Raw genomic sequence first — 24,314 nt, 5'->3', positions numbered from 1 at the left:
CTGCTGATGGACAACAGTCCACTACCAGACGCCCGCACAAGTCACCTGCGCACACTGTCAAAGATCGTCAGGTCCGGCCTCAGCGCCTTTCCCTTCTCCCCGTCCGCCGCAGCGTCCGAGTGAGCCGCCCATCATACAGGGGTTTGTATTGCTGTCAACACCCCGTGACGAACTTTTTTTACCGCCCCTTCCATCGAAGCCGAAGCCGTCTCGGGAAGGGCGCGCATCTTCGCCTACGAATCGGCGTTTGGGAAGTCTTGACTTGCATCCTGAATGCGGGCATTGCGCGCGCATTCAGTTCAATCCGCCCGCGATCACTCCGCGGCCAGCAGGCGCACGCGGGCGAAATTGCGCTTGCCCACCGCCAGCACGCCCTCGAAGCCCGGCGCGAACAGGCGCGCGCCGTCTTCGAACGCTTCGCCGTCGATGCGCACCGCACGCTCCTTGAGCTTGCGGTTGGCTTCGGAGTTGCTTGGCATCAGGCCTGCCGCCACCAGCAGCGCGGCGATGCGCAGGCCTTCCGCCGGCACCACGACCTCATGCAGCGGCAGCGCGGACAGATCGCCCTCGCCGCGCACCGCGGCATGCCAGCCGGCGATGGCCTGTTCGGCCTGCGCCGCATCGTGGAAGCGCGCCGCCAGTTCGCGCGCCAGCCGTAGCTTGATGTCGCGCGGATTCATGCCGGCGGCGACATCGTCGCGCAGCCGCTTCGCTTCGTCGATGCCGATCTCGAAGCTGAGCAGGTCGATCCACTTCCACATCAGCCCGTCGCCGATCTTCATGGTCTTGGTGACGATGTCGATGGCTGGCTCGGCGATGCCGATGTAGTTGCCGAGCGACTTCGACATCTTGTTGACGCCGTCCAGTCCTTCCAGCAACGGCATGGTCAGCACGATCTGCGGCGGCTGGCCGTAATGCTCCTGCAGGCCGCGGCCCATCAGCAGGTTGAACTTCTGGTCGGTGCCGCCGAGTTCGACGTCGGCTTTCAGCGCCACCGAGTCGTAGCCCTGCACCAGCGGATACAGGAACTCGTGGATCGCGATGGACTGCTGCGCGGCGTAGCGCTTGGCGAAGTCGTCGCGCTCCAGCATGCGCGCGACGGTGTGCTGCGCGGCCAGCCGGATCATGTCGGCGGCGCCCATCGCGCCGAACCATTCGCTGTTGAAGCGCACTTCGGTGCGCTCGCGGTCGAGCACCTTGAACACCTGCTCGGCGTAGGTCTGCGCGTTGGCCAGCACGTCCTCGCGGGTCAGCGGCTTGCGCGTCACGTTCTTGCCGGTGGGGTCGCCGATCATCCCGGTGAAGTCGCCGATCAGGAAGATCACCTGGTGCCCCAGCTCCTGGAACTGGCGCATCTTGTTGAGCAGGACGGTGTGGCCGAGGTGCAGGTCGGGCGCGGTGGGGTCGAAGCCGGCCTTGATCCGCAGCGGGCGGCCCAGCTTGAGGCGTGCTTCGAGTTCGTCGCGCTTGAGGATCTCGTCGCTGCCGCGGGCAATCAGTTCCAGCGCTTGCTGCAATTCGGACACGGACACTTCTCTCCGGCGGCGGCCACGGCGCGCCGCATTCATGTTTCTGACCTGTCGCGTTAACTCGACGTTAAACCGTGAAATCGGAAAACATTCGCAGATTCAACGGGTTGACGCATGTTCTTAGCATGCCTATGGTAGCGCGTTGACGCTTTCTCCACAGGGCATAGGGGCCGATCATATGACGGATTCGAACCACGACGCCGTGCGTCGCGAGAATCTCGAACGTGCCCGCGCCAACGCGGATCGTCCCGATGCCGCTCCCCTGTCTCACCCGTTCCGCGGCCGCTGGACGCGCCGCCATTGGGCGCATGCCAGCGTGCTGACCACCATGGGCGTGCTGCTGGCCGCCATCGTGCCCGGCTTCTCCACCCTGCTCGACACGCCCGTCGGCGCCAACGCGCAGCGGATGACGCTGGCGCTGACCCTGCCCAAGCCGGGCCTGCGCGCGAGCAAGGCGACCGACGACAACTGGCAGTCGGTCACGCTCAAGCCGGGGCAGACGCTGAGCGGCGTGTTCGAGGAACTCGGCATCCCCTACGACCAGCTGACGCGGGTGATGCAGCATCCGAAGATCAAGCCGACCCTGCGCAAGCTGCGCCCGGGCACCGAGCTGAGCTTCAACCTGCCGGCCGACGGCAGCGTCCGCGCGATGCGCCTGGAAGCCGGCCCCGGCATCGGCGACGCGCCGATCGAGCTGGAGTTCAGCGGCGACACCCTGCGCGAGCGCGCGGTGCCGGTGGAGATCACCACCCGCACGGTGGTGCTGACCGGCGAAGTCGGCAAGTCGCTGTTCGCCTCGGCGCGCAAGCTGGGCCTGGGCAGCGCGCAGCTCAGCCAGCTCACCGACGAGATGTTCAAGTACGACATCGACTTCGATTCGGACCTGGGCGAGGACGACCGCTTCAGCGTGGTGGTGGACCAGACCTGGAAGAACGGCCAGCTGGTCAACACTGGCCCGGTGCTGGCAGCCACCTTCACCGTCGACGGCAAGCTCAAGAGCGCGTTCCGCTACATGCGCGACGGCAAGCCGGAATACTTCACCCCGGACGGCCGCTCGCTGCGCCGTCCGTTCATCCGCATGCCGATTCCGTACGCGCGGATCAGCTCCGGCTTCGGCATGCGCAAGCATCCGGTGCTCGGGCGGATGCGCGGCCACATGGGCATCGACTACGCCGCCGGCACCGGCACGCCGATCATGGCGGCGGGCGATGCGCGCGTGGAGTTCGTCGGCCGCAAGGGCGGCTACGGCAACGCGGTGATCCTCAACCACGGCGGCGGCAAGACCACCCTGTACGGGCACATGTCGCGCTTCGCCAACATCCGCGCCGGCCAGCGCGTGGCGCAGGGCACGGTGATCGGCTACGTCGGCAGCACCGGTCTCGCCACCGGCCCGCACCTGCACTACGAATTCCGGGTCAACGGCGTGCACATGAACCCGCTGAAGATGACCCTGCCGCCGCCGACGCCGCTGACCGGCACGGCGCTGGTGGCGTTCAAGAGCGAAACCCACCGCGCGCTGGACAAGATCCGCGAGGTGGAGGACGTGGTGTTCCAGCTGGACGACGACAGCCGCGTCGCCAGCGCCGCCAAGCCGGCGCCGCCGGCGCGCAAGAAGGGCTGAGCCCGCGCATCGCGATGCGATACTGCATCGCATGCCCAATCCGACTCCCGACGCCCTTTTCCTGGGCCTGATCTCCGGCACCAGCGCCGACGGCATCGACGCCGCGCTGGTGCGGTTCGACGGCGAACACGCGCACGCGCGCCCGACCCTGGTCTTCGGCCATACCTACGCGTGGGAGCCGGCGCTGCGCGAGCGGCTGGTGGCGCTCGGCCAGCACGCGCGCGCGCTGACGCTGGACGAAATCGGCGAACTCGACGTGCGCATCGGCCATGCCTTCGCCGCCGCCGCGCAGGCGACCATCCGCGACAGCGGCCACGCCCCGCGCGACATCGCCGCGATCGGCTCGCACGGCCAGACCCTGCGCCATCGCCCGCACGGCAATGCGCCGTTCACCCTGCAACTGGGCGACGCCAACTGCATCGCCGAACGCTGCTTTGTTCCGGTGGTCGCCGACTTCCGCCGCCGCGACGTCGCCGCCGGCGGCCACGGCGCGCCGCTGGTGCCCGCCTTCCACGCCGCCACCCTGCATGCGCCGGACGAAGACCGCGCGGTGCTGAACCTCGGCGGCATCGCCAACCTCACCCTGCTGCCCGCGCAGGGCACGGTGCGAGGCTTCGACACCGGCCCGGCCAACGGGCTGATGGACGCATGGTGCCAGCGCCATGTCGGCCAGCCGTTCGATGCGGGCGGCGCGTTCGCGGCGCAGGGCCGCGTCGATGCCGCGCTGCTGGCGCGCCTGCTGGCGGAACCGTGGTTCGCCGCGCCGCCGCCGAAATCGACCGGCCGCGACCAGTTCCACCTCGATTGGGTCGAAGCCGCCCTGGCCGGCGACGAATCGTCCGCCGACGTGCAGGCGACGTTGCTCGCGCTGACCGCGCGCAGCGTCGCCGGCGCGCTGCGCGCCACCCAGCCGCACACGCGGCGGGTCATCGCCTGCGGCGGCGGCGTGCACAACCCGCTGCTGATGGCCGCGCTGGCCGAAGCGATGCCCGACGCCATCATCGAATCCAGCGCCGTGCACGGACTGGACCCGGATTTCGTCGAGGCGATGGCCTTCGCCTGGCTGGCCCGCGAGCATCTGGCCGGCCGGCCAGGCAACCTGCCTGCGGTCACCGGCGCGGCCGGGCCGCGCGTGCTGGGCGCGCTCTACCCGGCCTGAGCGGGCGCGGCGTCGTTGCGGCGCTGGTGCCGGATCAGCCACAGCACCAGCAGCACCGACGGCAGCGCGATCGCGGCGGTGTAGACGAAGAACGCCGGATAACCCCAAGCGTCGACGATCTTGCCCCACTGGCTGGCGATGCTCTTGGCCGGCAGGCTCCACAGCGTGCCGAACAGCGCGTACTGGGTGGCGGTGAACTTCGCGCTGGTCAGCGACGACATGAACGCGATGAAGGCGGTGCCGGCGATGCCGTTGGCGACGTTGTCGGCGCTGACCACCACCGCCAGCCACGCCACGCCGGGCCGGATCGAGGCCATGTGCGCGTACAGCAGGTTGGCCACGCTCAGCGCCACCACGCCCAGCAGCATCGTCTTCGCCACGCCGATGCGGCGGATCAGCACGCCGGCGAACACCGCGCCCAGCATCGTCATGCCGATGCCGTAGACCTTCGACACCAGCGCGATCTGCTCCAGGCTGAAGCCCATGTCGAGGTAGAAGGTGTTGGCCGCCACGCCCATCGTGGTGTAGTTCAGGCGGTAGGTGACGATCAGCAGCAGGATCATCAGCGCGGTGCGCGTGCCGTAGCGCTGGAAGAAATCCTCCAGCGGCAGCACCGTGGACGCCACCAGCCGTTCCAGCGCGGGCCGCAGCGCAGCGATCTTCAGCAGCGCCAGCAGGACGATCTCCACCAGCAGGATCGCGCCGAAGCTGACCTCCAGCGCCAGCCGCGAATCCGCCGGCAGGGCGGCGCCCAGCAGCGCGCCGGCCAGCGCCGTCGCCGCCACCGCCACGACCAGCACCGAGGCGCGCATGCGCGCGATCGCCGCCTGCACTTGCGCGGGATCGACCGCGGCCTTCGCCGCGCGGCCAAGGGTCGCCTCCGGTTCGGCGATCAGCAGCGTGGTCGCGACGCCGACCAGCCCGCAGGCCGCCATCACGAAATAGGAGGTCTGCCAGCCGTAGCCCGCCGCCGCGGTCAGCGCGCCGGCACCGGCGACGATCAGCGCCACCTGGTAACCGATCTGGTAGGCCGCCGCCATCGCGCCCTGGTCGCGCTCGTCGGCGGCTTCGATGCGGTAGGCGTCCACCGCGATGTCTTGGGTGGCCGAGCAGAACGCGGTGAACACCGCCAGCCACGCCACCCGCACCGCGTCGCTCGCCGGATCGGCCAGCGCCAGCAGCGTCAGCCCGGCGACGATGCCGGCCTGCGCCACCAGCATCCAGCTGCGCCGCTGGCCGAGCGCGGACAGCAGCGGCCAGCGCACGCGGTCGACCACCGGCGACCAGAAGAATTTCAGCGAGTACGCCAGCCCGACCAGGCTGAAATAGCCGATCGTCGAACGGTCGATGCCGGCCTGGCGCAGCCGCGCCGACAGCGTGGTCAGCACCAGCGCGAACGGCAGCCCGGACGAGAAGCCGAGGAACAGCAGCGCCCGGACTTTCGGATTGGCATAGACGTCCAGCGAGCGCCACCAGCGCGATACGGCGTTGCTCACCCGGCGTACTCCACCAGCACCGGCGCGTGGTCGGAGAACTTCGGCTCCGGAAAGATCTCGGCCGAGCGCGCGGTGGCAGCGATGCCGGGCGTGGCGATCTGGTAGTCGATGCGCCAGCCCACGTTGTTGGCGCGCGCGCTGCCGCGCTGCGACCACCACGAATATTCCACCGCGTCGGGCTTCACCACCCGGAACGCATCCCGCCAGCCGTGCACGGGCGACGCGATCAGGCCGTCGTGGCAGTCGTCGGCGATCAGCCCGCTGAGCCAGGCGCGCTCGTGCGGCAGGCAGCCGGAGTTCTTCTGGTTGCCGGTCCAGTTCCTGATGTCGTTCTTCGCGCGGACGATGTTCCAGTCGCCGCACAGCACGTATTCGCGGCCACTGGCGAGCCACTGGTCCATGATCGGCTTCAGCCAGGCCATCACCTCTTCCTTGAAGCCCTGGCGCAGTTCGCCGGAGCTGCCGGAGGGGATGTAGAAGCTGACCACCGACAGATTGCCGAAGCGCGCCTCGATGTAACGGCCCTCGTCGTCGAACGGCGCCCAGCCCAACGCCGTGCGCACCTCGTCGGGCTCGCGCCGGCTGTAGATCGCCACGCCGCTGTAGCCCTTCTTGGTCGAGGCGTCCTTGAACCACGCCTTGTAGCCGTCGGGGCGAAATACCGCGTCGGCGAGCTGGTGCTCCTGCGCCTTGGTTTCCTGCACGCACAGGACGTCCACGTCCCTGCCCGCGAACCAGTCGAAGAACCCCTTGGAGGCGGCCGAACGCAGGCCGTTGGCGTTGAAGGTGAGGATGCGCATGGCGGAGAGCATAGCCGTTCCATGGGTTAACCTTTGCATCCGCTCCGCACCGATCGGCCTTCCGTCCGCCATGACCGACCACCGCAGCCGCTTCCTGCACCTGGCCCTGCGCGCCGACGCGCTGCGCTTCGGCGAGTTCACCCTGAAATCCGGCCGGATCAGCCCGTATTTCTTCAACGCCGGGCGCTTCGATTCCGGCGCCGCGCTGGCGGAGCTCGCGGCCTGCTACGCCGATGCGGCCGACGGCTCGGGGCTGGAGTTCGACCTGCTGTTCGGCCCGGCCTACAAGGGCATCCCGCTGGCGACCGCGCTGGCCTGCGAGTACGCGCGCCGCGGCCGCGACCTGCCGCTGGCATTCAACCGCAAGGAAGCCAAGGCGCACGGCGAAGGCGGCAGCCTGATCGGCGCGCCGCTGGCCGGCCGCAGGGTGCTGATCGTGGACGACGTAATCACCGCCGGCACCGCGATCCGCGAGGCGCTGGCGATCATCCGCGAGGCCGGCGGCGCGCCGGCCGGCATCGTAATCGCGCTCGACCGCCAGGAGCGCGTGCGCGAGGACGCGGCCGAGTCGGCGGCGCAGGCGGTGGCGGCCGAATACGGCATCCCGGTGGTCGCGGTGGCCGGGCTGGACGACCTGCTTGCGTTTGCCGACCAAAGCGCCGAACTTTCCGCCCATCGCGACGCCCTGCTCGCCTACCGCGCGCGCTACGGCCTCGCCTGATACGCTCATCGACAGCCACAGGGGGCCGTCATGCCGCACCATCGCCACATCCTCAGCGCCGCGATCGCCGCACTTGCACTTGCCGGCGCGGGCACTGCCGCCGCGCAGACCGCCGCACCGGCGCAGAAGAAGATCTACTGCTGGGACGAAGGCGGCCGCCGGGTCTGCGGCGACGCCCTGCCCGCGTCGGCGGTGGACAGCGCGCGCACCGAGTTCAATGCCAAGAGCGGGCTGGCCACCGGCCACGTGGACCGCGCGCTGACCGACGAGGAGCGCAGCGCCGCCGCCATCGCCGCCGAGGAGGCCCGCCGCCAGGCCGAGGCCGACGCGATGCAGAAGCGCCGCGACCTGGCGATGATCGAGTCCTACATGACCGAGGACGACCTGCGCCGCGCCTACGGCGAGCGCACCGCGCTGCTGGACGAAACCCTCAAGGCCAGCCGGCTGGGCGTGGCCAACCTGCGGCTCAGCCTGCTCTCGCTGCTGCGCCAGGCCGGCGACGTGGAGCTGGCGGACGCGCCGGTGACCAAGCGCCTGACCGATTCGATCCAGCGCCAGCACGCCGAGCTGCTGCGCCAGAAGCAGATCCTGCTGGCGCAGGAAGAAGATCGCGCCGAGCTGGAGCGCGAGCTGGCCGTTTCGGTGCAGCGCTACCGCGACATGCGCAAGACCACCGGAGGCGAGACGCCTGCCGCATCGCCCGCTCCGTCGGCGGCGAAACCCGCGGCGGGCTGAGCGCAACGCTCGAAATCAAACCGACGACTGCCGCCCTTCGCGCAACGGCGGCTTCACGCGGCGACTGCGCCGCCTTCCCGTTTCCGCCATCGGCCTGATGCCGAACACCCGCCATTCCGCGCTGCGCGGGGATGGCGGGCGCTATCCGCGCGTCAGAACGGCAGGCTGAGGCCCGGCTCCAGCCGCAGCAGGTGGTCGCGGAAGGCCTGCTGGATGCGCGCCATCGCGGCGCTGGTCTCGGCGTCGAAGCGCATCACCAGCACCGGCGTGGTGTTGGACGCGCGCACCAGTCCCCAGCCGTCCGGCCAGTCCACGCGCACGCCGTCGATGGTGGTCAGGCGTGCGCCGTCGAAGGTCGCGGCCAGGCGGAAGCGTTCGACGAAGCCGTGCGGGTCCTCGTTCGGCGCCTCGACCTTGATCTCCGCGGTGGACACGCCGTCCGGCAGCGCGTCGAACACGGCCTCCGGCTCCTCGCCGCGGGTGTCCAGGATCTCCAGCAGGCGGGCGGCGGCGTAGATGCCGTCGTCGAAGCCGAACCAGCGCTCGGCGAAGAAGAAATGGCCGCTCATCTCGCCGGCCAGCGCGGCATCCACCTCGCGCATCTTCGACTTGATCAGCGAATGCCCGGTCTTCCACATCAGCGGGCTGCCGCCGTGGCGCAGGATCTGCACCGGCAGGCGGCCCGTGCACTTCACGTCGTAGACGATGACCGCGCCGGGATTGCGCTCCAGCACGTCGGCGGCGAACAGCATCAGCAGGCGGTCGGGGAAGATGTTCTTGCCCGACTTGGTGACCACGCCGAGGCGGTCGCCGTCGCCGTCGAAGGCGATGCCGAGGTCGGCGTCCAGCCGCTGCACCATCTGCACCAGCGCGTCGAGGTTGTGCGGCTCGCTGGGATCCGGATGGTGGTTGGGGAAAGTGCCGTCGATGTCGCAGAACAGCGGGGTGACGTCGGCGCCGATGGCTTCCAGCACGCGCGGGCCGAGCACGCCGGCCACGCCGTTGCCGGCGTCCACCACCACCTTCAGGCGCTGGCCGATCTGGATGTCGCCGGCGATGCGCTGCACGTAGTCCTCGGCGATGTCGCGCTCGTCCAGGGTGCCGCGCACGTCCGCTTCCAGCAGGCGGTCCTCGGCGATGCGCGCGTGCAGGTCCTTGATCGCGTCGCCCGACAGCGTTTCGCCGCCGACCACGATCTTGAAGCCGTTGTAGTCGGGTGGATTGTGGCTGCCGGTGATCGCCACACCGCAGCCGGTGCGCAGGTGGTAGCAGCCGAAGTACACCACCGGGGTGGGCACCATGCCGACGTCGATGACGTTGCGGCCGGCCTTGCGCAGGCCCTCGATCAGCCCCTGCGCCAGCTCCGGGCCGGACAGGCGGCCGTCGCGGCCGACCACGATGGAATCCAGCCCCTGCGCGGCCATCACCGAGCCGATGGCCTGGCCGATCAGTTCGGCCACGCCGGCATCCAGCGATTTTCCGATCACGCCGCGGATGTCGTAGGCGCGGAAGATGCGGTGGTCGATCACCACCGGCACCTTCGCCTCCGGTCGCGCCGCATCCTGTTCGCGTGCCTTCACGCGCGGCACCGGCGCGGCCACCGGCAGGTCCTGTTGCAGATCGGACAAGGTGGGGCCGGCTTCGACCGTGCCGATCCCGACCATCGCCCGCAGGCGCGGCCGCAGCAGGAACCACAGCCCGCCCGCCGCCACCAGCAGCAGCGCGCCCAATCCCAGCGCGCCCGGCCCGCCCAGCCCGAACGGCGCCATCGCGCTTTCCGGCGCGGCGGCGGCCACCCGCAGGTCGCTGTCCGGCACCTTCGCGCCCAGAGCCTCGGCGCCGTCGTCCAGCGAAGTGTCGCCGCGTTCGATCACGCTGCGCTGGCCCTGCCGCAGCGCCAGGTAGGTGCCGCCCGGCAGCGCCGAACTTTCCACGCTGTTCTGCAGGCGGGTCAGCGGCAGTTCCACGTAGGCCACCTGCGCCGGCACGGCCTTCACCGGCACCGCCAGCGCCAGCCGCGGCCCCTTGGCGGAGCGCACCACGCGTGCGGCCATCTTGCCGCTGATCAACGCGTCCTCGGCCACCGCCAGGCTGCCGAAGCCGCTGCGCGGCAGCTTGCCGTACAGCGCGTCCAGGTCGGCCGGCCACAGCTCGGCGCGTTCGGCCTCGCTCCAGCCCTGCTTGATCGCGGTGGCCGCAGCGGCGCTGTCGCCGGCGGCCAGCGCGGCGGTGACTTCCTTCGACGCCAGCCGCGAGCCCAGCTTCTGGCGATGCTCGTTGAGCGTGCGCCGCACCGCGACCACCACGTCGTCGCGGGCGAACTCCAGCGCGTGCTGGCGGCTGTCGTCGCGCTGCCGCAGCCCGCCGGCGACCAGGCACCACACGCCCAGCGCGGCCAGCAGCAGCACCAGCCACGGCAGCGCGCGCAGCGCCTGCATGGGGTCGAGCTGCGGTCTGCCCTGCGCGTCCGCGCCGTCGTCGTCCTTCTTGCCCAATCCGAACAAAGCCATTCGCGTTCCCCTGTCAGCGCACGCCGGTATGGCCGAAGCCACCCTGTCCACGCGCGCTCTCCTCGAAAGTATCCACCACCTGCAGCGCGGCGCGCACCACCGGCAGCAGGACGAGCTGGGCGATGCGGTCGCCCGGGGCGATGGTGAAGGCCGCATCGCCGCGGTTCCACACGCTGATCATCAGCGGCCCCTGGTAGTCGGCGTCGATCAGGCCGGTGCCGTTGCCCAGCACGATGCCGTGTTTGTGGCCCAGCCCGGAGCGCGGCAGGATCACCGCGCACAGGCCGGGATCGCCGATGTGGATCGCCAGCCCCGACGGCACCAGCTCGGCCGCGCCGGGCCGCAGCTCCAGCGGCGCGTCCAGCGCGGCGCGCAGGTCCATGCCCGCGCTGTGTTCGGTGGCGTAGGCCGGCAGCGGCCACTCGCCGCCGAAGCGCGCGTCCAGCAACTTCACCTGCAATGCGTGCGCGCTCAACCGCGTTCCCCCTGTCGCATCAACCGCTCCCCGATGATGTCCAGCAGCGCGACCGCCAGCTCCGCCTTCGGCGCCGGGCCCAGCGCCCGCTCGCCGGCGGCGTCGATGACCAGCAGCGCGTTGTCGTCGCTCTCGAACCCGCTGCCCGGCAGTCCCACCCGGTTGGCGCAGATCAGGTCGAGCCGCTTGCGCTCCAGCTTGCCGCGCGCGTAGCCGGCCACGTCCTCGGTTTCCGCCGCGAATCCCACCACCAAACGCGGCCGCCGCGCGTGGACGGCCACGTCGGCCAGCACGTCGCGGGTCTTGACCAGCTCCAACACCAGCGTGTCCTGCCCCGGCTGCTTCTTCAGCTTGCTCGGCGCGATCGCGCGCGGGGTGAAGTCGGCCACCGCCGCGGCGCCGATGTAGGCATCGCAGGGCAGCTCCGCCATCACCGCGTCGTGCATCTGCTGCGCGCTGCGCACGTCCACGCGCCGCACGCCGGCAGGCGTGGGCAGTTGCACCGGGCCGGCCACCAGCACCACCTCGGCGCCGCGCTGCGCGGCCGCGGCGGCGATCGCGAAGCCCATCTTGCCGCTGCTGCGGTTGCCGAGGAAACGCACCGGATCGATGTCCTCGAAGGTCGGCCCGGCGCTGACCACCAGGCGCAGGCCCGCCATCGACGCGCTCATGCCAGCGCCCCCAGCGCGGCCACGATTTCGGCCGGCTCGGCCATCCGCCCGGGGCCGGATTCGCCCTCGGCCAGCGGCCCGTCGTTCGGGCCGACCATGCGCACGCCGCGCGCCAGCAGCGTCGCGATGTTCGACTGCGTGGCCGGGTGCCGCCACATCCGATGGTTCATCGCCGGCGCGACCAGCAGCGGCGCTTCGGTCGCCAGGCACAGCGTCGAGACCAGGTCGTCGGCCATCCCGTGGGCGAGCTTCGCCAGCGTGTTGGCGGTGGCCGGCGCGACCACCACCCACTGCGCCCAGCCGGCCAGCTCCAGGTGACCCATGGCCGCTTCGGCCTGCGCGTCCCACAGCGAGGTGCGCACCGGGCGATGCGACAGCGCCTGGAAGGTCTGCGCGCCGACGAAGCGCTGCGCGGCGTCGGTCATCGCCACCTGCACCTCAGCGCCTGCGTCGCGCAGCCGGCGCACCAGCTCCGCCGACTTGTACGCGGCGATGCCGCCGCAGACGCACAGCAGCACGCGATGGCCGGGATTGGGAAAACTCGGAGACTGCATCGGGTCGTTCCCCGACCTCTTCACAAAAAGGCAGCTTACCCGATGCCGGGGCCGGTTCCGCTGCCGGCGACGCGACCGCACGCGCACGATGAGCGCATGCACATCCGCGACTGGCCCGAAACCGAACGTCCCCGCGAGAAGCTGCTGGCCCGCGGCGCCGGCAGCCTGTCCGACGCCGAACTGCTGGCGCTGTTCCTCGGCTCCGGCACCGCCGGCCGCGACGCGGTGGCCGGCGCCCGCGACCTGCTCGCCGAACAATCCGGCCTGCGTCCCCTGCTGGATCGCGAACCGAAGGCGCTGACCCGCCTGCACGGCATCGGCCCGGCGCGCGCCTGCCTGCTGGCGGCGGCGCTGGAACTGGGCCATCGCCATCTGGCCTCGCAGCTGGAGCGCGGCGAGGCGCTCGGCGATCCGGAAGCCGCCGGCCGCTATTTCACCCGCCGCCTGCGCGGCCTGCCGCACGAAGTCTTCGCCGTGCTGTACTTGGATACCCGCCACCGTGCGCTGGGCTTCGAGGAACTGTTCCGCGGCGGCATCGATGGCGCCGAGATCCATCCGCGCGTGCTGGTGCAGCGCGCGCTGGCCCACGGCGCGGCGGCGGCGATCCTCGGCCACAACCACCCGAGCGGGAACCCGGAGCCCAGCGCCGCCGACCGCGCCGTCACCCTCCGAATCAAGCAGGCGCTGGCGCTGGTGGACGTGCGGCTACTGGATCATTTCGTGGTCGGCGACGGACCGCCGACGTCGATGGCAAGGCGCGGACTGCTTTAACCGCCATGGCATGCACCACTGTTACCATCAAGCGAGAACGCACATGCACGCTTCGGACGACGCCATGCAGCCCCAGAAGATCGAAGCCGAGATCGCCAAGCTGATCGCCGAAACCGCCAAGATCAACGCGGAAGCGAAGTGGTATCCGTTCGTGGCGGTGGCCGGCGTGTTCAGTGTGGCGCTGGCGGTGGTCAAGCTGTTCCTGCACTGAACGCGCGCCCGGAGCCGCGGCGCGGCTCGCGTACAATGGCCGGTCGTTGAACCGCCGTCGCCACGCCACGTGAAAACCCAGCTCCGCGCCCTGATCGAACAGGGCCTGTCCGTCCTGCGCACTGCAGGCACCCTGCCTGCCGACCTTGCCTCGCCCGAGTTCGTGATCGAGCGGCCGAAGGAGCGCGCGCACGGTGACTTCTCCACCAATGCGGCGATGCTGCTGGCGCGCGAGCTAGGCAAGAGCGGGGCCAAGGCCAATCCGCGCGCGCTGGCGCAGCAGCTGGTCGAGGCGCTGCCCGCTTCCGACGCCATCGCCAAGGTGGACATCGCCGGTCCCGGCTTCATCAATTTCCACCTGACCCCGGCGGCGTGGCAGCAGCAGGTGCGCGACATCCACGCGACGGGCGAGGCCTTCGGCCGCAACGCCAGCGGCGGCGGCAAGACCGTGGGCGTGGAATACGTCTCCGCCAATCCGACCGGCCCGCTGCACGTGGGCCACGGCCGCGCCGGCGTGATCGGCGACTGCATCGCCCGGGTCATGGCCGCCAACGGTTGGAACGTGAAGCGCGAGTTCTACTACAACGATGCGGGCGTGCAGATCGAGAACCTCGCTCGCTCGACCCAGGCGCGCGCCAAGGGCTTCAAGCCGGGCGACGCCGAATGGCCGGCGGACGCCTACAACGGCGACTACATCGCCGACGTCGCCGCCAGCTATCTGCGCGGCGACAGCGTGGAAGTCGAAGGCCATATCGTCACCGGCAAGAATGATGCCGACGACTTCGACGCCATCCGCAAGTTCGCCGTCGCCTACCTGCGCCGCGAGCAGAACGCCGATCTGGCCGCGTTCGGCGTGTCGTTCGACACCTATTACCTGGAGTCCTCGCTGTACGCCGACGGCAAGGTCGAGGAAACCGTGCGCGCGCTGGTCGCCAAGGGCCACACCTACGAGGAAGGCGGCGCGCTGTGGCTGCGCACCACCGACTTCGGCGACGACAAGGACCGCGTGATGCGCAAGTCCGACGGCACCTACACCTATTTCCTGCCGGACGTCGCCTACCACCTGAGCAAGTGGCAGCGCGGCTACGAGCGCGCGGTGACGGAACTCGGCGCGGATCACCACGGCTCGCTGGCGCGCGTGAAGGCCGGCCTGCAGGCGCTGGACTGCGGCATTCCCGCCGGCTATCCGGACTACGTGCTGCACCAGATGGTCACGGTGATGCGCGGCGGCGAGGAAGTGAAGCTGTCCAAGCGCGCCGGCAGCTACCTGACCCTGCGCGACCTGATCGACGAGGCCGGACGCGACGCGACGCGCTGGTTCCTGGTCGCGCGCAAGCCGGATTCGCAGCTCACTTTCGACATCGACCTGGCGCGCTCGCAGTCGAACGACAATCCGGTGTTCTACGTGCAGTACGCGCACGCCCGCGTGTGCAGCCTGCTGCGCCAGGCCGGCGAGAAGGGCTATGCCTTCGATGCCGCCAACGGCGCGGCCTCTCTGCACCTGCTGGACGACGCGCCAGCGCAGGAACTGATGCGCGAGCTGTCGCGCTACGGCGAAGTGGTGGAAGCGGCCGGCGCGACGCTGGAACCGCACCTCGTCGCGCAATACCTGCGCGAGCTCGCCAACGCCTTCCACGGCTGGTACCACGCCTCGCCCGTGCTGGTGGAAGACGCCGCCCTGCGCGACGCGCGCCTGGCGCTGGCGCTGGCGACGCGTCAGGTGCTGGCCAACGGCCTCGACCTGCTGGGCGTGTCCGCCCCGGAGAGCATGTGATGGCGGCACGTCGCGGAAAATCGCAGGCCAAGCGCAACCAGTCCAACGGCCTGCCCGGCTGGGCCTGGCTGGTGATCGGTATCGCGCTGACCCTGCTGGCGGTGCTGCTGGTGCCGCGCTATCTCAAATCCGACGGCGGCGACGGCTTCTTCCGGCCCAAGCCGAATCCCGACGCGCTGCCGGCCGCGGTCAGCGACGAGGGCGAAGCGATCGCGCCGGACACCGCTCCGGCAGGCGACGCCAAGCCCGGGGCGGACAAGCCCAAGCCGACCCAGTACGACTTCTACACCCTGCTGCCGGGCCAGGAGGTCGCGATGAGCGACGCCGAGCTGGCCGCCAGCGCCAAGGCCGAAGCCGAGGCGCAGGCGCGCGCGGCGAAGCAGACCGCCGCGGCTGCGGCGGCCGCCGGCACCACCGCAGCCGGCGACGCCGCGCTGCCCGCGCCGCTCGGCGAAACGCCCGCCGCTGCAAGTGCCGCACCGGCGCCCGCGCAGGCGCCGGCCACCGCGTCCAAGCCGGAGACGGCCGCGTCCGACACCCGCTACATCCTGCAAGCCGGCGCGTTCGGCGCGTCCGGCGACGCGGAATCGGTGAAGGCCAAGATCGCCATGCTCGGCCTCAGCGCCCGCGTGGAGTCGGCGCAGATCGACGGCAAGACCGTCTATCGCGTGCGCATGGGGCCCTACGGCAGCGCCTCGGAACTGGCCGACGCCAAGGGCAAGCTGGCCGGCGGCGGGCTGCCGGCGATGGCGATCAAGACCAACTAGGCCATGCGCCTCGCCGCCTTCGTCGTCGGCGCCTGCATCGCCTTGGCCGGATGTGTGTCCGCGCCCGGCATCGAGACCGTCCGCGACACGCCGCCGCTGGACCGCAGCCCCGCCGCCGCCATCGGCGCGGACGCGTTCGCCGCCGGACGGTTCGAAGCGTCCAACGGCATCGTGCTGCCGTACCGGCTGCTCGCGCCGGCCCCGCTGGAGCCGGGCCGGCGCTACCCGCTGGTGGTGCAGTTCCACAACTCCGGCGCGATCGGCGACGACAACCGCGCGCAGATCGAGCGCGACGTGGCCGCGCGGAGCTGGGCGATCCCCGCCATACGCGCCCGCCATCCGGCCTTCGTGCTGGTGCCGCAGTTCGCCGCGCGCAGCGCCGACTAAGACGATCCGGCGACGCCGACCATGGCCCACGCCACGCCGCAGTTGCGGGCCGCGCTCGAACTTGTCGAGGCGATCACTTCGCGGGAACCGGTGGATCGCCATCGCATCTATGCCAGCGGCTTCTCCATGGGCGGTTCGACCGGCTGGCTGGCGCTGTCGGCGAGGCCGGACCTGTTCGCCGCCGGCGTGCTCATGAGCGCGGTCGCGCCCGACCGCACGCAGGCCGCCGCGCTGGCCCGCATCCCGGTGCTGGCGATGCACGGCGACGCCGACACCGAAAACCCGATCGGCTCCGACCGCGAGCTGGTGGCCGCGATCCGCGCCGCCGGCGGCCGGCAGGCGCGCCTGCGGGTCTATGCCGGCCTGGAGCATTCGCCGCCCGGCGACCTCATCCCCGGCGATTGGTGGCGCGACTGGCTGTTCGCGCAGCATCGCAGTCCCTGAGATGCCCGCGCGGCATACTCGTTCCACTGCGAGGATGCCCGTGATGCCGATCGAAGCCGCCCTGATCAAACCCGTCGTCGATGCGCTGCTGGCGCTGCTCCAGCGCGGCGAGAAGGCCAACCTCAAGCGCAACGCCGACGCCGCGCTGCGCGAGGCGATCCGCGAGCTGCTGCTGGCCAATCCCGACGAGAACAAGGCGCAGGCGCGGATCGCCATCGCCAAGGCCGCCGGCATCCTGTCCGAGGACGTGCTGCTGGCCGAGGACATGCTGCAGAAGCACCGCGCCACCAAAGCGAAGACCGCGGGCAAGTCCGGCACCGGGCGCAGCCGCAAGCCGTCCGCCGCGGCGGATGCGCCGGCCGAAGGAAAGAAACCCGCCGCGCGGCGCAAGCCGCCGGCGAAGCCCGAAGCCTGACGCCCGCGACGACTCCCAAACTGGGCCACCGCGCCCGCGCCGCTAGAATGGCGGCATGACAACCTCCACGCCCCGCACCGCCCTCATCACCGGCGCCACCGCTGGCTTCGGCCGCGCCGCCGCGCGCAAGTTCGTCGACGCCGGCTGGCAGGTCGTCGCCACCGGCCGCCGCGCAGACCGCCTCGACGCGCTGCGCGCCGAACTCGGCGACGCGCTGCACCCGGCCTGCTTCGACATCCGCGACGAGGCGGCGATGCGCGCCGCGCTGGACGCGCTGCCGGAACGCTTCCGGAGCATCGACCTGCTGGTCAACAACGCCGGCCTGGCGCAGGGGACGAAGCCGGCGCAGGACGCGCTGCTGTCCGACTGGAAGACCATGATCGACACCAACGTCACCGCGCTGGTGACGCTGACCCACGCCCTGCTGCCGACGCTCATCGCGCGCAAGGGCGCGATCGTCAACATCAGCTCCACCGCCGCCACCTATCCCTACACCGGCGGGAATGCCTACGGCGGCACCAAGGCGTTCGTCAGCCAGTTCTCGCTGGGGCTGCGCGCCGACCTGCACGGCACCGGCGTGCGCGTCACCGCGATCGAGCCGGGCATGGCCGAAACCGAGTTCACCGTGGTACGCACGCACGGCGACCAGGCCGCTTCCGACAAGCTCTACGGCGGCGCCAACCCGATGACCGCCGAGGACATCGCCGACACCATCTTCTGGGTGGCCAGCCAGCCGCCGCACCTCAACGTCAACCGCATCGAACTGATGCCGACCTCGCAGTCGTTCGCCGGCTTCCAGGTGTTCCGCGGCTAGGCCGTCGCCGGCTCCGGCGCGTGCATGCGGTAGCCGTTCTTGCCGCCGCTCTTGACCCCGTACATGGCGCGGTCGGCGTGTTCCAGCAGGACCGGCAGCGAATCGCCGTGCAGCGGATACAGGCTGGCGCCGATGCTCGCCCCGAGCGCGTAGCGCCGGCCGTCGACCTCCAGCGGCTCCATCAGCGCCTCCAAGAGCTTGCGCGCGATGTCGTGCGCCTGCTCCGGCCGGTCGAGCTGGGTGCAGATGGCGGCGAACTCGTCGCCGCCGATGCGCGCGCAGATGTCGGTGCTGCGCGTCGTCGCCCGCAGCCGCGCCGCCACCGTCTTCAGCACCGCGTCGCCGACGCGGTGGCCGTCGCGGTCGTTGATCGGCTTGAAGTTGTCGATGTCGATGTAGAACACCGCCGCGAACTGGTGCGGCCGGTTGGCCAGCAGCAGCGCCTGGTCGAACAGCGAATCCATGTAGCGGCGGTTGCTCAGCCCGGTCAGCGGGTCCTGGAACGCCATGTCCAGCGCCTTCGCTTCCGCCTCCAGCAGCCGCTGCTGGAAGCTGCGGAACACCGCCGACAGCAGGCAGAAGTATTGCGCCACCGTCAGCGCCATCCCCAGCAGGAAGCCGTTGCGCCGCCATGACGGCTCCCAGGCGATGGCGAACACGCTCAGCCAGTGCAGCACCAGCAGCGCGCTGACCGCCGACACGGCCAGCATCAGCCGCCGGTCGAACGCACGGCCGTGGGCATACGCGATCCACGCGGCACAGGCGAGGAAGCCGGCGTTGTACGCCACCACCCCCAGATCGCGCACCCACTCCGGCGCGCCCAGCAGCAGGCAGGCCAGCAGCCAGGCTTCGGCCGCCACCACCGCCGCCTGCAACCGCCGCCGCGGCAGGTCGACCCCGAAGAACGTCGCCAGCCCCGTCACCAGGGCGATCTTTTCCAGCACGGTGAACGCGGCATGGGCCGTCATCGCGGTGGCGGCGCCGGCGTAGGGCAGCACGGCGATGAACGCCAGCCGCGACGCCAGCGCGAACGCCATCGCCAGCGCCCACCAGCCGGCGCCCGGGTTGGTCCGCGGCACGCGGCGCGCCCACAGGAACAGCAGGAAGAAGACGAAGTAAATCGTCGAGCCGATGGTGTGGACGATCTCGTGCGGCATGCGCTCCCCCGAGCAGCCAGTGTTCCCCGCGGCGTCCCGCCTTCCAACCGGAGGCTTCTCCACGCCTCCATCCGCGTCATCGGCAGGCGCGGGCGCGCATGAAGCGCCGCGCCGGCCAAAGCCGCGCGCCTACGCCGCGCCGGCCTCCGCACCGGCTTCGCACACGCAGTAGCCGTTCTTGCCGCCGCTCTTGATCCGGTACATCGCCTGGTCCGCGCGTTCCAGCAGCACGCGCAGCGAATCGCCGTGCAGTGGATACAGGCTGATGCCGATGCTCGCGCCCAGCACGTAGCGCCGGCCCTCGACCTCGAACGGCCGGGCCAGCGCCTCCAGCAGCTTCTCCGCGACGACACCGGCCTGCTCCGGCTGGTCCAGCTGCGTGCAGATGACCGCGAACTCGTCGCCGCCGATGCGCGCGCAGATGTCGGTGCTGCGGGTGGCGTCCCGCAACCGCGCCGCCACGCCCTTCAGCACCTCGTCGCCGACGCGGTGGCCGCCGCGGTCGTTGACCGGCTTGAAGTTGTCGATGTCGATGTAGAGCACCGCCGCCAGCTGGTGCGGCCGGTTCGCCAGCACCAGCGCCTTCTCGAACAGCGCGCTCATGTAGCGCTGGTTGCTCAGCCCGGTCAGCTGGTCCTGGAAGGCCATGTCCAGCGCCCTGGATTCGGCCTCCAGCAGGCGCTGCTGGAAGCTGGCGAGGACGATCGCCAGCAGGCAGAAGTACTGCGCCATCACCAGCCCCGTGCCCAGCAGGAACGCGTTGCGTCCCCACGACGGCTCCATCTCGATGATCGGGTAGGCACTCGCCCAATGCAGCACCAGCAACGCGCTGCATCCCGCCAGCGCGAGCATCAGGCGGCGGTCGATCTGATCGCGATTGGCGAAGGCGATCCATGCGGCGCAGGCCAGGAAGCCGCAGTTGAACAGCGCGATGCCGATGCCGCGCACCAGGCCCGATACCTCCAGCAGGAAGCACAGCGCGATCCAGAGTTCGACCGCGACCAGCGCAAGGCGGAACCGGCGCAGCGGCCAATCCACCTCGAAGAACCGGATCAGCCCGACCACCAGGCAGAACTTCTCGACGACGTTCAACGCCAGGTAGATCGCCGACGCGATCGGGGCAGCGGGCACCGCGGGCAGGAACGGCATCAGCGCCAGCCGCGAGACGAAAGCGAACGCCATCGCCACCGCCCACCAGCCGGCGCCGGGGTTGGTCCGCGGCACGCCGCGCGCCCACAGGAACAGCAGGAAGAAGACGAAATAAATCGTCGAGCCGATGGTATGGATGATGTCCTGCGGCATAGGCTCCCCCCCCCCGGAGCTATCCGTCTCCCCGCCGCCTCCCTGCCCCGTTCCGGGCGTCCCCCCTGGCGCCCGCCTGCCGTCATCGCGTGAAACCGTGATCCCGATCGCAGCGATAACCGGACAGCCGCCCCATCTTCCGGCCGGTTCCGGCCGGAGCGCAAGGGCTGGCGGCATGCCGGCGATGTTCAGGCAAAAATGGGGAAAAAGGGTATATTGGCCTCACACCTCGTCCGGAGACGCCACCATGCCCGCCGCCCTCGCGCTCAAGCCGCTGGACGCCCTGCCCCGCACGCCCGCCTCGGACGTGAAGAAGCTGGGCTGGCGCGGGGTGATGAAGGCCGTCGCCCGCAGCGGCCGGATCGTCGTCACCAACCATAACCAGCCGGAGGCGGTGATCCTGCCGGCCGAGGACTACGCGGCCATCCTCGAGCTGCTGCGCGAAGCGGCCAGCCGCGACGAAGCCGCGCTGGACGCGCTGCGCCGCAGGTACGACGAACGCCTGGCGTCCCTGCGAGCACCGGAGGCGCGGGAGAAGCTGCGCGGCCTCCTGCGCAACCCGCTGGACATCGAAGGCAAGGTGATCGCCGGCGAAGGTCACTGAGGTGCCGGCGGAGCGCCCGATCCTGTACGTGCTGGCCGGCGTCAACGGCGCGGGCAAAAGCTCCATCGGCGGCGCCGCGCTGCGACGCGCCGGCCTGGACTGGTTCAATCCCGACGCCTTCACCCGGGAACTGATCGACGCCACCGGCAGCCCCTTGCCGGACGCCAACGCGGCCGCCTGGCAGGAAGGACTGCGACGGCTGGACGCGGCGATCGCCGACGGCACCGACCACGCCTTCGAGACCACGCTTGGCGGCCACACCATCGCCGCCCGCCTGCGCGAAGCGTCCGCCACCCACGACGTGCTGATGTGGTTCTGCGGGCTGGATTCGCCGGAGCGCCACCTCGCCCGCGTGCGCCTGCGCGTCAGCCGCGGCGGCCATGACATTCCAGAAGCGAAGATCCGCGAGCGCTATGTCGCTTCCATCGCCAACCTGGTCGCGCTGCTGCCGCATCTGGCGCAGCTGCAGGTGTACGACAACAGCCGCGACGTCGAACCCGGGACGCCCGTTCCCAACCCGCGCCTGCTGCTGCAGATGGAGCGCGGCCGCATCGCCTGGCCGCGCGACGTGCAGGCGCTGCGGGACATGCCAGACTGGGCGAAACCGGTGCTGGAAACCGCGCTGTCGATGTAACCCGTCGACTCAGCGGATGGATCAACGCGGCAGTGCCCGCAATGCCGCCAACGCCTTATCGCGCTCTTCGTTCGGCAGCTCCGCCAACCGCAGCGCCGCATCAGCCAGTTCCGGCGTGGCTCGCAGTACCTGCACCAACCGCGCCAGCGCCGGACTTCCAGACAACGCCAGGATGGCATCCGCCATTTCCGGACTGTCCGCCAGCAAATAGGCCGGCGGCACGTCCAGCGCCTGCGCCACCGCAATCAGGCTGTCGAAACTGATGGCGGACGCCTGCTGCTCATAACGATTGATGCGGGTGGAACCCGTGTCCTTACCCAATCCCATGCGATCCCCCAACGCACGCTGGCTCAGCCCACGCAATTGCCGCGCCTGGATCAGGCGCGCGGCGAATACGGCGCGAGGCGGGGAATCGGACACTGGCAGTAGTGCGCAAGCGGGATTGCGGAACCGGGATCATCGCCAAGCCTCCATCGCTGCGGCAGACTGTACTTGTCATGTACAGTTCTCAAAAGGGAATGGGGATGCAGGATCACCGCGTCATCGCATACCCTCGCAAGCAGGGGGAAATACGCAAATGACGAACACCACGGCATACGCCGCCCGGTTCCAGTGGCGCGCCCGCCATCATCCGCCTTGCCCGCACGATGCCTCGCCATCGCGACAAAAACCGTCGCGCTTGCTGCCCAGCATCGCCGCATGAACCACGCCACCGATCCCAAGGATCCCCTGCTGCGCAACCTGGTCCTGCTGGGCCTGATCCCGCGCTACCCCAAAAGCGCCTCCGTGCAGGAACTGCGCGCGGCGCTGAAAGATCGCGGCTTCAACGTCACCGTCCGCACCCTGCAACGCGACTTGGGCGAGAAACTCAGCCTGCGCTTCCCGCTGATCTGCAACGAACACGGGCAGAGCCTGCGCTGGAGCTTCGACAGCCAGGCGCAGATCAACCTGCCCGCCATCGACACCGCCAGCGCTCTGGCGATGCACCTGGCCGAAAGCCACCTGCGCCACCTGCTGCCGCCCGGCGTGCTGGATCTGCTGGAACCGCAGTTCGCCGACGCCCGCCACCACCTGCAGGCGCTGGGGCATAACACCCTGGCCCGCTGGGCCCAGCGCGTCCGCGCCCTGCCCAACGGCAAGGCGCTGCTGCCGGCCAGTGTGGACAGGAACGTATGGGAACAGGTCGCCAACGCGCTGCTGGAACAGCGCCAGCTACAGGTGGACTACCTCAGCCGGGTCAAAGGCGAGATCAAGGCCATGACCCTGCACCCCAAAGGACTGGCCTCGCGCGGCCCCGCCACCTACCTGATCGCCAGCGTCGGCGACTACACCGACAACCGCCACTTCGCCCTGCACCGCATCCAGCGCGCCGAAGTGCTGGAAGCCGAGGCCCGCAGCGACGACTTCGACATGGACGCCTACCTGCCCACCGCCGCCTTCACGCCGAGGCAAGGCACGGGGACGGTGGAATTGGTGGCGGATGTGCATCCCGATACCGCATGGATATTGCGGGAAACGCCGCTCAGCGAAGACCAGACACTGGAGCCGCTGCCGGATACCGATTGGCTGCGACTGCGGGCCAGTGTGGCGGATGACCAGGAGACGTTGTGGTGGGTGTTTGGGCTGGGGGAGAACATCCATCTTCATCACCCGACACGCTGGGCTGCGGACATCAGCCGGCGCGCAACTTCAGTGCTGCATCTCTACAGGAGCGTTTAAAATGGCATACAGGCACGACAGCGATCTTGCGTTTCTCGGCGAAGTCGAATCCGGAGACCTCGATGATTTGGTTTACATCCTCACGCACGACAAGGATGGAGCCGTTCGATTTACCGAAGAGCTAACCGTTTCCGATACGTACAAGAAATACAGCCCGGATCACCACCAATACTGGCAACTCATCGCCGCCGAAATCCAGTGCTTCGGTGCCAACACGTTCGCAACCGCGCTCCGGGGCGGAAAGGGCGTCCCCTACAAGGAAGTCCTGATGGACGCATGCGACAAAATGAAAGTTAATTACAACAAGGACGCCTCCGTCGAGACGATCGAAAACAATATGCTGATGAAGATTCTCTCCGACGCCATCGAAAAGATGACGCCGGAACAATTGAAAGAGCTGGCCATTGCCACCGGCGTCAAGAACACCTCGAAAATGACGCCGGAGGCCATGACCGGACTCTTCCAGGCAATCTTCCGGGCAGGCGGTTTCAAGTCCTATCAACTCACATTGATTGTTGTCAATGCCGTCCTTAAGGCCATCCTCGGCCGCGGACTCACGCTTGCAGGAAACGCCGCGCTTACCCGCGCCGTGGCTGTCCTTACTGGCCCCATCGGCTGGGCAATCACCGGCCTGTGGACAGCCATCGACATCGCAGGCACTGCCTACAGAGTGACGATTCCCGCAGTCATCCAGGTGGCCGCACTGCGCCAGCAACACATGTACGGGCAGCAAGCCGAAGAAGCCTCCTTCACCTGATTACGCATCGGCAATGGCGCCAGGGAAGCGCAAAGTCTGCTGCCAGAGAAACCATGCCCACGGAGAAATGGAATGGAACCCCCTTACGATCACGACCAACTGCTTCGCGAGATAAAGAAGAAGATCAATTCGATCCGAACATACACACCCAAGGTTGGCGTGTTCGGAGACTCCGGCATCGGCAAATCCAGTCTTTGCAATGCTCTATTCGGAAGGGAAAAGGCGACGATCAGCGATGTCGCAGCCTGCACCCGGTGGCAAAGGAAGCCGTGAAGGAAGAAATTCTCC

General features: G+C 69.7%; 25 protein-coding genes and 1 pseudogene. 17 read left to right on the top strand and 9 right to left on the bottom strand.

The window, feature by feature from the left end; genetic code table 11:
- Window positions 1–314 precede the first annotated feature (314 nt).
- Complete coding sequence (tyrS, locus tag H9L17_RS10215) at window positions 315–1,526, bottom strand: tyrosine--tRNA ligase (protein ID WP_187569356.1); 1,212 nt, start codon at window positions 1,524–1,526, stop codon at window positions 315–317.
- 181 nt (window positions 1,527–1,707) lie between these two features.
- Between tyrS and H9L17_RS10210 the strand changes: the two genes are divergently transcribed.
- Both H9L17_RS10210 and H9L17_RS10205 read left to right on the top strand, forming a co-directional pair.
- Window positions 1,708–3,150, top strand: a complete 1,443-nt coding sequence (locus tag H9L17_RS10210) for a M23 family metallopeptidase (protein WP_187569355.1) — start codon at window positions 1,708–1,710, stop codon at window positions 3,148–3,150.
- 31 nt (window positions 3,151–3,181) lie between these two features.
- Window positions 3,182–4,309 (top strand): anhydro-N-acetylmuramic acid kinase, encoded by a 1,128-nt coding sequence (locus H9L17_RS10205; RefSeq protein ID WP_187569354.1) that lies wholly within the window; start codon window positions 3,182–3,184, stop codon window positions 4,307–4,309.
- Here H9L17_RS10205 and H9L17_RS10200 read toward each other — a convergent pair.
- Both H9L17_RS10200 and H9L17_RS10195 read right to left on the bottom strand, forming a co-directional pair.
- On the bottom strand, window positions 4,297–5,805 hold the full coding sequence (locus tag H9L17_RS10200) for an AmpG family muropeptide MFS transporter (RefSeq protein WP_187569353.1): 1,509 nt from the start codon (window positions 5,803–5,805) through the stop codon (window positions 4,297–4,299). The two genes, H9L17_RS10205 and H9L17_RS10200, sit on opposite strands and share 13 nt — an antisense overlap.
- Window positions 5,802–6,605, bottom strand: coding sequence for an exodeoxyribonuclease III (locus H9L17_RS10195; protein WP_187571936.1), 804 nt, complete (start codon window positions 6,603–6,605; stop codon window positions 5,802–5,804). Before H9L17_RS10195 ends, H9L17_RS10200 begins: the two co-directional genes overlap by 4 nt.
- A 70-nt stretch (window positions 6,606–6,675) precedes the next feature.
- Between H9L17_RS10195 and pyrE the strand changes: the two genes are divergently transcribed.
- Together pyrE and H9L17_RS10185 are read left to right on the top strand one after the other, a co-directional pair.
- Entirely contained in the window at window positions 6,676–7,326 is a 651-nt protein-coding gene (pyrE, locus tag H9L17_RS10190; RefSeq protein ID WP_187569352.1) for an orotate phosphoribosyltransferase, read from the top strand.
- 30 nt (window positions 7,327–7,356) lie between these two features.
- A complete protein-coding gene (locus H9L17_RS10185) occupies window positions 7,357–8,061 on the top strand; it encodes a hypothetical protein (protein WP_187569351.1) in 705 nt (234 codons plus the stop codon).
- Window positions 8,062–8,213: 152 nt separating this feature from the next.
- Here H9L17_RS10185 and H9L17_RS10180 read toward each other — a convergent pair whose 3' ends face one another.
- From H9L17_RS10180 to coaBC, 3 genes and pseudogenes are all read right to left on the bottom strand, one after another.
- Window positions 8,214–10,499 (bottom strand): phosphomannomutase/phosphoglucomutase, encoded by a 2,286-nt coding sequence (locus tag H9L17_RS10180; RefSeq protein ID WP_187571935.1) that lies wholly within the window; start codon window positions 10,497–10,499, stop codon window positions 8,214–8,216.
- An 85-nt stretch (window positions 10,500–10,584) separates the two neighbouring features.
- Entirely contained in the window at window positions 10,585–11,046 is a 462-nt protein-coding gene (dut, locus tag H9L17_RS10175; RefSeq protein ID WP_187569350.1) for a dUTP diphosphatase, read from the bottom strand.
- Window positions 11,043–12,271, bottom strand: a pseudogene (gene coaBC, locus H9L17_RS10170) (bifunctional phosphopantothenoylcysteine decarboxylase/phosphopantothenate--cysteine ligase CoaBC). The gene dut and the pseudogene coaBC overlap by 4 nt, the downstream one beginning before the upstream one ends.
- 96 nt (window positions 12,272–12,367) lie before the next feature.
- Between coaBC and radC the strand changes: the two are divergent.
- The 8 genes from radC to H9L17_RS10130 all read left to right on the top strand — a co-directional run bounded on the left by radC (window position 12,368) and on the right by H9L17_RS10130 (window position 17,853).
- The gene (radC, locus tag H9L17_RS10165; protein WP_187569349.1) at window positions 12,368–13,042 is read left to right on the top strand and encodes a RadC family protein; all 675 of its coding nucleotides are present in this window, start codon (window positions 12,368–12,370) and stop codon (window positions 13,040–13,042) included.
- A gap of 64 nt (window positions 13,043–13,106) precedes the next feature.
- Complete coding sequence (locus H9L17_RS10160; protein ID WP_187569348.1) at window positions 13,107–13,253, top strand: hypothetical protein; 147 nt, start codon at window positions 13,107–13,109, stop codon at window positions 13,251–13,253.
- A 69-nt stretch (window positions 13,254–13,322) separates the two neighbouring features.
- The gene (gene argS, locus H9L17_RS10155) at window positions 13,323–15,026 is read left to right on the top strand and encodes an arginine--tRNA ligase (RefSeq protein WP_187569347.1); all 1,704 of its coding nucleotides are present in this window, start codon (window positions 13,323–13,325) and stop codon (window positions 15,024–15,026) included.
- The gene (locus H9L17_RS10150; protein ID WP_187569346.1) at window positions 15,026–15,793 is read left to right on the top strand and encodes an SPOR domain-containing protein; all 768 of its coding nucleotides are present in this window, start codon (window positions 15,026–15,028) and stop codon (window positions 15,791–15,793) included. The genes argS and H9L17_RS10150 overlap by 1 nt, the downstream gene beginning before the upstream one ends.
- Before the next feature lie 3 nt (window positions 15,794–15,796).
- On the top strand, window positions 15,797–16,180 hold the full coding sequence (locus H9L17_RS10145; RefSeq protein WP_187569345.1) for a hypothetical protein: 384 nt from the start codon (window positions 15,797–15,799) through the stop codon (window positions 16,178–16,180).
- 21 nt (window positions 16,181–16,201) lie between these two features.
- Entirely contained in the window at window positions 16,202–16,624 is a 423-nt protein-coding gene (locus tag H9L17_RS10140) for a carboxylesterase family protein (protein WP_187569344.1), read from the top strand.
- A 43-nt stretch (window positions 16,625–16,667) separates the two neighbouring features.
- Complete coding sequence (locus H9L17_RS10135; RefSeq protein ID WP_187569343.1) at window positions 16,668–17,039, top strand: hypothetical protein; 372 nt, start codon at window positions 16,668–16,670, stop codon at window positions 17,037–17,039.
- Window positions 17,040–17,094: 55 nt separating this feature from the next.
- Window positions 17,095–17,853 (top strand): SDR family NAD(P)-dependent oxidoreductase, encoded by a 759-nt coding sequence (locus tag H9L17_RS10130; RefSeq protein ID WP_187569342.1) that lies wholly within the window; start codon window positions 17,095–17,097, stop codon window positions 17,851–17,853.
- On the opposite strand, the gene H9L17_RS10125 is transcribed toward H9L17_RS10130, so the two are convergent.
- Together H9L17_RS10125 and H9L17_RS10120 are read right to left on the bottom strand one after the other, a co-directional pair.
- Window positions 17,850–19,010 carry a GGDEF domain-containing protein gene (locus H9L17_RS10125; RefSeq protein WP_187569341.1) on the bottom strand — a complete coding sequence of 387 codons (1,161 nt, stop codon included), beginning with the start codon at window positions 19,008–19,010 and terminating at the stop codon, window positions 17,850–17,852. The two genes, H9L17_RS10130 and H9L17_RS10125, sit on opposite strands and share 4 nt — an antisense overlap.
- Before the next feature lie 129 nt (window positions 19,011–19,139).
- Entirely contained in the window at window positions 19,140–20,312 is a 1,173-nt protein-coding gene (locus tag H9L17_RS10120; RefSeq protein ID WP_187569340.1) for a diguanylate cyclase domain-containing protein, read from the bottom strand.
- Window positions 20,313–20,559: 247 nt separating this feature from the next.
- Here H9L17_RS10120 and H9L17_RS10115 point away from each other — a divergent pair, with 247 nt between their 5' ends.
- Together H9L17_RS10115 and H9L17_RS10110 are read left to right on the top strand one after the other, a co-directional pair.
- A complete protein-coding gene (locus H9L17_RS10115; RefSeq protein ID WP_187569339.1) occupies window positions 20,560–20,916 on the top strand; it encodes a type II toxin-antitoxin system prevent-host-death family antitoxin in 357 nt (118 codons plus the stop codon).
- A 1-nt stretch (window position 20,917) separates the two neighbouring features.
- On the top strand, window positions 20,918–21,550 hold the full coding sequence (locus H9L17_RS10110) for an ATPase (protein WP_187569338.1): 633 nt from the start codon (window positions 20,918–20,920) through the stop codon (window positions 21,548–21,550).
- 21 nt (window positions 21,551–21,571) lie between these two features.
- Here the strand turns inward: H9L17_RS10110 and H9L17_RS10105 are convergent, their stop codons facing one another.
- Window positions 21,572–21,970, bottom strand: coding sequence for a helix-turn-helix domain-containing protein (locus tag H9L17_RS10105; RefSeq protein WP_187569337.1), 399 nt, complete (start codon window positions 21,968–21,970; stop codon window positions 21,572–21,574).
- A 279-nt stretch (window positions 21,971–22,249) separates the two neighbouring features.
- Between H9L17_RS10105 and H9L17_RS10100 the strand changes: the two genes are divergently transcribed.
- The 3 genes from H9L17_RS10100 to H9L17_RS10090 all read left to right on the top strand — a co-directional run bounded on the left by H9L17_RS10100 (window position 22,250) and on the right by H9L17_RS10090 (window position 24,299).
- Window positions 22,250–23,269 (top strand): helix-turn-helix transcriptional regulator, encoded by a 1,020-nt coding sequence (locus tag H9L17_RS10100; RefSeq protein WP_187569336.1) that lies wholly within the window; start codon window positions 22,250–22,252, stop codon window positions 23,267–23,269.
- A 1-nt stretch (window position 23,270) separates the two neighbouring features.
- A complete protein-coding gene (locus H9L17_RS10095) occupies window positions 23,271–24,026 on the top strand; it encodes a YaaW family protein (protein ID WP_187569335.1) in 756 nt (251 codons plus the stop codon).
- 72 nt (window positions 24,027–24,098) lie between these two features.
- Entirely contained in the window at window positions 24,099–24,299 is a 201-nt protein-coding gene (locus tag H9L17_RS10090; protein WP_187569334.1) for a GTPase, read from the top strand.
- Window positions 24,300–24,314: the final 15 nt, after the last annotated feature.

The organism is Thermomonas brevis (assembly GCF_014395425.1).
In the GTDB taxonomy this organism is placed as follows: Bacteria; Pseudomonadota; Gammaproteobacteria; order Xanthomonadales; family Xanthomonadaceae; genus Thermomonas; species Thermomonas brevis.
This window is presented reverse-complemented; position numbering and strand designations above follow the sequence as displayed.

Coding starts and splice junctions, on each gene's coding strand:
- H9L17_RS10090 (WP_187569334.1), top strand. CDS start 24,099: ATGGAACCCCCTTACGATCACGACCAACTGCTTCGCGAGATAAAGAAG.
- H9L17_RS10135 (WP_187569343.1), top strand. CDS start 16,668: ATGCCGATCGAAGCCGCCCTGATCAAACCCGTCGTCGATGCGCTGCTG.
- H9L17_RS10145 (WP_187569345.1), top strand. CDS start 15,797: ATGCGCCTCGCCGCCTTCGTCGTCGGCGCCTGCATCGCCTTGGCCGGA.
- H9L17_RS10210 (WP_187569355.1), top strand. CDS start 1,708: ATGACGGATTCGAACCACGACGCCGTGCGTCGCGAGAATCTCGAACGT.
- pyrE (WP_187569352.1), top strand. CDS start 6,676: ATGACCGACCACCGCAGCCGCTTCCTGCACCTGGCCCTGCGCGCCGAC.
- radC (WP_187569349.1), top strand. CDS start 12,368: ATGCACATCCGCGACTGGCCCGAAACCGAACGTCCCCGCGAGAAGCTG.
- H9L17_RS10125 (WP_187569341.1), bottom strand. CDS start 19,010: ATGCCGCACGAGATCGTCCACACCATCGGCTCGACGATTTACTTCGTC.
- H9L17_RS10180 (WP_187571935.1), bottom strand. CDS start 10,499: ATGCAGGCGCTGCGCGCGCTGCCGTGGCTGGTGCTGCTGCTGGCCGCG.
- H9L17_RS10115 (WP_187569339.1), top strand. CDS start 20,560: ATGCCCGCCGCCCTCGCGCTCAAGCCGCTGGACGCCCTGCCCCGCACG.
- H9L17_RS10205 (WP_187569354.1), top strand. CDS start 3,182: ATGCCCAATCCGACTCCCGACGCCCTTTTCCTGGGCCTGATCTCCGGC.
- H9L17_RS10195 (WP_187571936.1), bottom strand. CDS start 6,605: ATGCGCATCCTCACCTTCAACGCCAACGGCCTGCGTTCGGCCGCCTCC.
- H9L17_RS10185 (WP_187569351.1), top strand. CDS start 7,357: ATGCCGCACCATCGCCACATCCTCAGCGCCGCGATCGCCGCACTTGCA.
- H9L17_RS10160 (WP_187569348.1), top strand. CDS start 13,107: ATGCAGCCCCAGAAGATCGAAGCCGAGATCGCCAAGCTGATCGCCGAA.
- H9L17_RS10140 (WP_187569344.1), top strand. CDS start 16,202: ATGGCCCACGCCACGCCGCAGTTGCGGGCCGCGCTCGAACTTGTCGAG.
- H9L17_RS10100 (WP_187569336.1), top strand. CDS start 22,250: ATGAACCACGCCACCGATCCCAAGGATCCCCTGCTGCGCAACCTGGTC.
- H9L17_RS10150 (WP_187569346.1), top strand. CDS start 15,026: ATGGCGGCACGTCGCGGAAAATCGCAGGCCAAGCGCAACCAGTCCAAC.
- H9L17_RS10130 (WP_187569342.1), top strand. CDS start 17,095: ATGACAACCTCCACGCCCCGCACCGCCCTCATCACCGGCGCCACCGCT.
- H9L17_RS10095 (WP_187569335.1), top strand. CDS start 23,271: ATGGCATACAGGCACGACAGCGATCTTGCGTTTCTCGGCGAAGTCGAA.
- H9L17_RS10120 (WP_187569340.1), bottom strand. CDS start 20,312: ATGCCGCAGGACATCATCCATACCATCGGCTCGACGATTTATTTCGTC.